Origin of the sequence: Acanthopleuribacter pedis, from assembly GCF_017377855.1 — a bacterium.
In the GTDB taxonomy this organism is placed as follows: domain Bacteria; phylum Acidobacteriota; class Holophagae; order Acanthopleuribacterales; family Acanthopleuribacteraceae; genus Acanthopleuribacter; species Acanthopleuribacter pedis.
Window position 1 is genome coordinate 312,237 of the sequence record NZ_JAFREP010000014.1, and the last position, 6,771, is coordinate 319,007.

General features: G+C 56.1%; 4 protein-coding genes. 3 read left to right on the top strand and 1 reads right to left on the bottom strand.

What is annotated here, in order from left to right:
• Positions 1 to 650: 650 nt before the first annotated feature.
• The 3 genes from J3U88_RS15755 to J3U88_RS15765 all read left to right on the top strand — a co-directional run bounded on the left by J3U88_RS15755 (position 651) and on the right by J3U88_RS15765 (position 6,004).
• Complete coding sequence (locus J3U88_RS15755; RefSeq protein ID WP_207859879.1) at positions 651 to 3,821, top strand: hypothetical protein; 3,171 nt, start codon at positions 651 to 653, stop codon at positions 3,819 to 3,821.
• A 162-nt stretch (positions 3,822 to 3,983) separates the two neighbouring features.
• Positions 3,984 to 5,264, top strand: a complete 1,281-nt coding sequence (locus tag J3U88_RS15760; protein WP_207859880.1) for an MFS transporter — start codon at positions 3,984 to 3,986, stop codon at positions 5,262 to 5,264.
• Between the two features lie 89 nt (positions 5,265 to 5,353).
• Positions 5,354 to 6,004, top strand: a complete 651-nt coding sequence (locus tag J3U88_RS15765) for a helix-turn-helix transcriptional regulator (RefSeq protein ID WP_207859881.1) — start codon at positions 5,354 to 5,356, stop codon at positions 6,002 to 6,004.
• A 36-nt stretch (positions 6,005 to 6,040) separates the two neighbouring features.
• On the opposite strand, the gene J3U88_RS15770 is transcribed toward J3U88_RS15765, so the two are convergent.
• Positions 6,041 to 6,439 carry a rhodanese-like domain-containing protein gene (locus J3U88_RS15770; protein WP_207859882.1) on the bottom strand — a complete coding sequence of 133 codons (399 nt, stop codon included), beginning with the start codon at positions 6,437 to 6,439 and terminating at the stop codon, positions 6,041 to 6,043.
• Positions 6,440 to 6,771 lie beyond the last annotated feature (332 nt).

A 6,771-nucleotide genomic window follows, 5' to 3' on the forward strand; every position in this document is an offset into this window, starting at 1 on the left:
GCGCGGGTGCGAAACGGCGGCTTGCGCGGTAGGCGTTCGGTTTAAGTTCTTGCGAGTAAAGTGGATGCATGTCCTTTTTCGATGGTTTTGGGTTAATTTCTGTCGCTGCATTTCTGTGATTTTTGTAAAAAAGTAAAGCTTGGTTTTAGAAAAATGTTGAAAAGTATATTTTCGCTATGGTACCTATTTAGGTAAGTCCTAAGCCCGTTTTGGTTGCTTCCTTTTTTGCGGCCATGCGCGGACTGAACCTGTTCCACTTCGATTGAGATGCTTTCGCGGCCTTGGTTACTTGTTGCGACCCTGCATCTGATTTTTTTGATTCTGGAACGCCGTCCTTTTTTATCGGGGCACGCTGAATCGCGATTCTGGTTCTCGCGAGAGATGCTCCCGCCACCACATCAACCGCACGCGGTTGGCCTGATGGTGTAACCCGCGACGCACCGCCTTGAGGCGCCGATTCTTCGGTGTCGTCAAGCGGTTTATTCCTTGAGTTACGTCGCTTTGCCGGACCCTCGTGGTCTTGGTCCATCTTCATTCGTCGGTTGGACGCTGATCCAAACCGCAACTCGGACGCCGTGCCGTGACTGCCCTTGGGGCGGCATCGGCCGCATCCCTCTTTTTTTGTTTCGAAGACGTAGAGGAGGAAGTTTATGTCTTTTCCAAGTTTATCGTTCGCTCAGACCCGTTCACCCCACTTGACCCGTGCCCGTTCCACCGGTGATCTGGGGTCTCGCACCAAAACCGGTGACCGTTCCAGTACCCGTTTGGAGGTCGCGAGCCGTCGCACCGCCGTCCCCTCGCGAACCCGCCTCAACCGTCAGTTCGTGAAGCAGGCCTTGCGCTTTAGCGCGGTGGTGCCGCGCCCTTTGCTGAACCAAATCGAGGCGCGTTTTGGCGCCAAGGTTGCGCTTGCCCTGCTGGAAACCCCGCACCTGCAACAACACCTTCGTGCGGAGAAACCCCTGGATCCCGACCAACTCGCGCGTCTCAAACAAGCGGCTCAGCGTTTGGGTGATTTGGGTTCCCGTCCCCCTGATGTGTTGCAGTTCCACGCCGACGCCCTGTTGGGTCGTGATATTGATCTCGGCAACAAAACGGAAAGCATTCAGCAGGCAACAGGTCTGATGACCCAATCGATTAAAGCGATTGAAACAAAGTTGGCTGATGCACAAGCGGCGGTTGATACCGCGAAGGAAGCGATGGTGCCGATTGAGCAGGAACTACAGCGTTTGGCCCGCGCGGAAATCCACTGTGCCGAAGAACTGGGGCCTTTGGTGGAACGCGCAGATCGTTTGCGTCGTGAAACCGACCGGCTTCAGCGGCAGCTCGGGGACATGGCCGAGGACGATCCCGCCCGCGGCGACCTTGAGCAACGTTTGCGCGATACCCGGGCGGCGCTTACCGACAACGACGAGGCACAAATTCCGATTCGCTTTCAAATGGGTTACATCCGACAGCAGCGGGCGCGGCAGCAAGAACAATTGCGCCCTTTGCTGCAAAAACGTGAGGCTGCCGAAGGTGCTTTGAAGCGGGAACAGATTAAGTGGCAACCCAAGTTAAGCACGCAACGGGAAGCCTTGGCCGATTTCCGCGAGGCGACCCGCGCCATGCAGGCCGAATCCACCGAAACACCCCGCGATCTTGAGACGTTACACGGGTTTTTGGGTGAACTCGAAAAGGTTGTGGACGGCGATGCGCGCGCATCGCTTGCCGACATGCGTACCGTCTTGAAACGCGCCTTGTACCAACAGGTTTCCCATGATTTCAAACGGCAAATTACCGAACAATTGGCGGCTTTCCGCAAGTCGGGTGCCGGCAAGGCCTTTTCCGCGGAGGTTCATCTCGGCGTGGGGGCTTCCGTCTTCGGCGTGGAGGTGGCGAGTGCCAAGGCCGGGGTCAGCCTCGAATTTTCGATTTCCACCACCGATTCCACCCAAGTTTGGGAAAGCAAGTCGGCCAAGCTCTCCCTGGGTTTGAAGTTGGGCAACGACCAAATCGCCTCGGTCCAAACAGACGCCGCCGGGCAAATCGCGGGCGGCACCATTTTCAACAGCTTGGAGGATTTTGTTGCTTATCATGCCGACGATTTGCTCCTGGCGCTTCTGGCCGCGAGTCCCAAGGATATCGGCCGCACCTTGGACCATGTTTCGGGGAAACGCAAGGTGGCCCAATACCAAAACTTGGTGGATCGCAATGTGCGTTTGCTGTCGCCGTTGCAGCAGCGTTTGATCCGGCGCGGGGTGATTCGCGGTGGCGACCGTTTGGTGGCGCCGTCGCGGCGCAAGCCCGTTCCCGGTTCCTTTACCAACAAAAACGGCACGCTCAGCGTGGGTGCGAATCTCAATGTATTGCCGGTCGGCCTGAGCGCGAGCGGCGCCGGCACCAAAACCCGCTTGGACATCCGAAACCGCACGGCGTTGTTGGCCGCGCTCCAAGCTGAGCCGAGCAAAATCGACAGCCAAAAAAGCAAATATTTCGCGGTGAACTTCAACGGCAAGATGCTGTCGGGTAAGGCCGGCAAAGCCGAAATGGATCGCATGCTTGAGCGGTTGCAAACCTTGCGCGAAATTCAGCCACCGACGCCGCAAAGCACCCGTGAAGTGGCGGAAACCCGCGCGGCGATTCAATACGCGCTGGGCGCCTTGGAAATGGAACGCCAAGCCTACATCGATTTGGTCAACCAATACGATGCCGGCGGACCCCACACCAAAGGCATGCGCCAGGTGAAACACGGCATGGAAAAAGCGCGCGGTGCCAACGGCCGGGCTGAAATGGAAAAAGCGTTCACCGTAACCTTCGCCGCCTTGGAACGTCTGTACCAAAACAGTTTCCCCGAGGGCGTGCGGTCCGAGTTCGACGAACCGTTCTTTCACGAACAGTTGGCGTCGATTGAAAACGGCTTTTCCCAACCAAACATGGTGATGGACCACAAGAAGATGCGCAAGAATTTGACCGTGGCCACCGAGAAGAACCTCGAGATCAGCAGCATGACCGGGACCTTTACCGTGAAGTTGGGCGATATCGGTGCCATGTTGGGTTTCCGTAAAATGGGTGCGAGCAGTGATGTTTCCGTCAGCGTTACCGCCACCGAGGTGGTGGACAAGGCCAAACCCGAAACCCCGACCAACCGGTTGGATCTCACGATTAAGGTGAAAGCCGGTACCGATTTCCGTGCGGTGCTTTCCGCCCTGAAAAACGCGGCCCCGAGCAAATTAGCCTTTGATTTTGACAAACCCGCTTTTGGTTTTTCCGAGATGAGCCTGAGCGATTGGAACTTTTCTCTGGAAGCGAACGCCAACTTGCAAGTTCGTTTGCAACAGGTGGAACGCGAGGATGAACACGGGGTGAAGCAGAAGGAAATGGTGCTTCAGTATGTGCGTCTGACCGCTGAAAAAGGCCTCGGCGGCACCACCCCGGATATTGCGATTCCCACCGGACCGGTCGGAAATGCCAAGCTGAGCATGGGCGCCAAGGTTAAAAGCAAGCATCAGGTGTTCGAGCACGTGGGTACCAAAAGCCTGGGTTACATCGCGGGTAAGTTCAATACCTGGCGTTCGGCGGGTATTCAAGAAGAACAATGGCCCGCCTTCGCTCAGGATCACAAGTCCGAGTTCCGTAACCTGTTCCACAACCTGACCGACACCAAGAACCACGCCGGTTACGAATTGGCCAAGGATTTGGAAGCCGTGGGCGACGAGGCCTTTAGCCGGCGCATTTTGGGGGCTTATCGCGATTACCATCGCCAACCCAACGAGGTACATTTCGCCTTGGCTTTGGATGCCTTCACCCGTTACCTCGACCGCAAGGCCGAAGGCCTATAAGATGAGGGGAGCCGCTCGGATTCGCCGGGCGGCGCCCGTGATCCCGGAAGCGTGCCCATCGCGCCGCTTTGGTTGGCGGAAATAAATAAACAAAAAACTTTACAAACTGGCTTGCGTAAGCCAATATGTAAAGCGAAATGTTTATTTATTGCGAGGTGAACCATGACACAGCGTCGTGCCTACTTTGTTCTTTTCACCGTAATGCTGATCACCGTGCTGGGAACAGCCGGAATTGCATTGCCTTACCCCGTTTTGGCGCCCTATTTTTTGGAGGCCGAACCCAATCAGTTGACCCACTTCCTCGGCTTCCCGCCCAAGCTGTTGCTGGGTGTGGCCTTGGGAATTTATCCCTTGGGTTTGTTGGTCGGCGGTATGTTTATCGGTGCTTTGTCCGATGAATACGGACGCAAACGGGTGTTGCTGATTACCATGTTCGGCAGCGTTTTGGGTTATTTGGCGACCGCGGCGGCCGTGGTTTGGGAGTCCTATCTGCTGTTTCTTGTGGCGCGGTTTATGACCGGGCTGTTCGAGGGGAATATCGCCATTGCGCGTGCGATAGCTCTTGAATTGCACCCGGTGATCGACCGGACCAAGGCGATTTCGTTAACATATGCCACGGTTTACGCGGGCTGGCTGGTTGGGCCGTTGGCCGGGGGTTATCTGGCTGTTTACGGTGAGGACGCGCCCTTTTTGGTGGGTGCGGTCACCATGGTTGTCTCCATGATCGTGACCGCGCTGGCCATTGAAGGCGTCTCAAAGCAAGAGGGCGCCGAGGAAAAACCACGCCGGAATTTGCGGGAAACCCGACAGTTCTTGGTGCAGCAAATGCGCGAGCAGAACTCCCTGGGGCTTCTCAAAAACAGCGATATCCACCCGATTTTCTGGTACTACTTCGCCTATGCAATCGGTCTGAACATGTTTTATGAATTCTATCCGATTTGGATGGTCGATAAGTTGGGTGCCGACAGCCGTGCCATCGGTTGGGGCGGGGTGGTGGTTACCGCCGCGATGATTCTGATGAGCACCTTCTGGGCCTCGCCGCTTGCCAACCGGTTCGGTCAGAGCCGCACTATGTTGGCTTCCAGCTCCATCTTGGCGCTGTTGTTTTTCATGCAGCCGCTGGTTGGGCATCCCTTCCTGTACGCCGTGTTTGCTTTTATCGGTGCGACCATTGCGCTGGGTAACGGCTTGGTGCCCACCTATCTCTCCGAAAACTTCGGGCGCATGGGCGAAGGCCGGGTGATGGGTTTGCAAACCACCGTGTTCTGCTTAACCAACATTGTGGTTGCTTTGTTCGGTAGCTTGATTGCCTTACTCGACACCACCTTTGCCCTGTGGTTGGGTGCCGTGGTGATGGGTTTGAGCATGAGTTTTGTGCCAGGTATGGGGCGTGTCGCCGCCCGTTTGCGGGCCACGCAACCCGAGGCGGTGCCCGCCGCGTAATCGCCAAACTTAAAAACAACGGCGGTCTCATTGGGGCCGCCGCTCCCGCCCATCTGAAACCCAAATGAAGTTTTATGAAGGAGTTGCGATTGAAAAGTGGACAGTCCGCCGAACGTGTTTTGCACAAACTTAAAACCCAAGGCCCCGCAACCGCCGCCATGTTGGCCGAACCGCTGGGCATGACCTCCATGGGTGTGCGCCAGCATCTCAAAAAACTCGCGGCCGAGGGGTTGGTGGAAACCTTTGAGAAAGCCGAACAGGTGGGGCGGCCCAAGCTGTTTTGGAAATTGAGCGGCGCGGGCCATCGCCGTTTTCCCGACCGCCACGCCGAATTGACCTTGTCGCTGGTCAACCAGGTGGAGAAATTATTCGGCAAAGAAGGATTGGAGCGGCTCATTGAGGCCAGGCAGCAGGAAATGGAGGAACGTTACCGCGCCGCAACCGCTTCGCTCGACGCATTGCCGGATCGCCTGCAGGCGTTGGCCGATGCGCGCTCTGACGAGGGCTACATGGCCGAGGTGATCGCACAGGAGGACGGCTCTTGGTTGTTGGTCGAACACCATTGTCCCATTTGTGCCGCCGCGACGCGCTGTCAGGGCTTTTGTCGTTCTGAACTGGAAATTTTCCGTGATGTGTTGGGTGCCCATGTGACCCGCACCGTATGGCTTCAGGACAACGGGCGTCATTGCGCTTATTTGGTTTCGGAAGAAGCGCGGGAGCCGGCCGTGATGGAAGTATAAAAAAGGGAACCGGTCGTCCGATTCCCTTGTCTCTGATTATTGAATCACTTTTTGTTTGCCGGCTTTCCAGGCGATGATGCCGCCGCGCAAATCGTAGACCCGTTGGAAACCCATCTTTTTCATCAGGTCGGAGGTGCGGCCGCTGCGGCCGCCGGAACGGCAGTAAACCAAATAGGTTTTGTTGCGGTCCAATTCGTCTAAATCGTCTTTGAAGGTTTCACTATAGAAATCGATATTTTGGGCGCCTTCAATGTGGCCTTCCTGGAATTCGTTCGGTTTGCGCACATCCAGCAGAACACCGTCCCCCGCTTGGGTGTGGGTTTCGAGCGCTTTGGCAAAGGCACGTGCCTTAACCACCATAAAAAACTTGGTGGGTTCTTGGGCGAATATGGAAAAGCTCGCCAGTACGGCAAAAAGCATGAAGCAACGTTTCATAAGAAAACCTCATCGGTAAGTGTGATACTCGGCGGTATTATACGCCGGGTTCGCGTTTTGGGCGAACCTGCTTAAACCTAAGAAGCGCGGTGAGAGCGAGGGATTTTCGCTAAAGATCTGGAGCGAAATGGTTTGACAAAAGCGGGCCGGGGTCGCGCACGACGCGCACCCGTTGGGTGCGATGAGCATTTTTTCAGGCCGTTGCAGCCCAGATAGTGTGTTGTGGGTTTGAGTGCAAGGGGAAATCTCAGGTTCCACCGTTTTTGTTAGAGCCAGGCATACCCCGGCCTAGCGGCCGATGAAGCGGCCGTGTTCAGCGGGGGCATTTTTTC

Coding starts and splice junctions, on each gene's coding strand:
- J3U88_RS15755 (WP_207859879.1), top strand. CDS start 651: ATGTCTTTTCCAAGTTTATCGTTCGCTCAGACCCGTTCACCCCACTTG.
- J3U88_RS15760 (WP_207859880.1), top strand. CDS start 3,984: ATGACACAGCGTCGTGCCTACTTTGTTCTTTTCACCGTAATGCTGATC.
- J3U88_RS15770 (WP_207859882.1), bottom strand. CDS start 6,439: ATGAAACGTTGCTTCATGCTTTTTGCCGTACTGGCGAGCTTTTCCATA.